This is a genomic window from Massilimicrobiota sp. An105, from assembly GCF_002161155.1.
GTDB lineage: Bacteria > Bacillota_I > Bacilli_A > Erysipelotrichales > Coprobacillaceae > Allocoprobacillus > Allocoprobacillus merdigallinarum.
In genome coordinates, this window is record NZ_NFLY01000111.1 from 1 (window position 1) to 907 (window position 907).

General features: G+C 37.0%; 2 protein-coding genes. Both read right to left on the minus strand.

Features of this window, described 5'->3' with window-relative positions; genetic code table 11:
• The coding region (locus B5E48_RS13815; RefSeq protein WP_206407353.1) for a transposase at positions 1–710 on the minus strand (710 nt) is incomplete at its 3' end.
• Positions 703–907 (minus strand): hypothetical protein (locus tag B5E48_RS13820; protein ID WP_206407354.1); only part of this gene is annotated, 205 nt, incomplete at its 5' end. The genes B5E48_RS13820 and B5E48_RS13815, both read right to left, overlap by 8 nt.

Here is a 907-nt window from a genome sequence, read left to right on the forward strand (position 1 = left end):
TAGAAATTGCTTTTTCCTCTGATGATATAATGATAATCAATACACTCAAGGTGGGATATGATTTCGGCTGATCCATAATATCTGTCAGCAAGATAAATGACATTCTTTCCCTTGAATATACTTTGACTTCGATAGAGATGAGAAAACGCAAGAGGCAATTCTGAATATGGTGCAGGCCTGAGTGAAAAATCTATAAACAGACCATTAAGGACATCATAGAGTCCTCCGGCCTTGGACTGGACTTTTTTGACATCGAACATGTCAATGATATGTTGATTCTCCACAAAATGAAAATCATAGATATTATAGACATTGTATGGGATTTCCATATAGGTCCCATCTTCTGCAATCAGGAAATATCCTCTATATTTTTTAGGGAGCGACGATGTATAATAGATGGCTGAAAATCGATTGATGAGATATGAAAAAACATTTGGATTCAGCTTTCTAATGGCCTTGTTGAGAGCCTGCTTGCTTATTCTCTTCTCAAATCGATCTATGGAAGAATAAAAATGAGAGAGTTCAGCATTGGTTGTGGTTCTGTTTCTGAAGATGAAGTAATAGATGAGCGAATAGAAATTCATATTTCTATTTCTGGTAAAGTCCTGTGTTCTCTTGCGACAGAGTCTGTTTGTGATATCAGAATGAATGATAGCATTAAACTCACTGAAGATAGCAGCCAGCTGAGAAGACTTAACTACATTATTCATCATCATAGACAAGACGAGGCTTTTTCTTGGCGAAAGCAGCCTTCAGAAAAGGAACGGATTCCTCATCAACCTGCCCAAAGTTGATAAGGACACGATGTTTAGGAACGCCAGAAGAATCACGATAGGATTCAACGAGTGCGCAAAAACAGGTATTTTTCTTACCCTTATTATTTTTGATAACTCTAACGAACATAGAA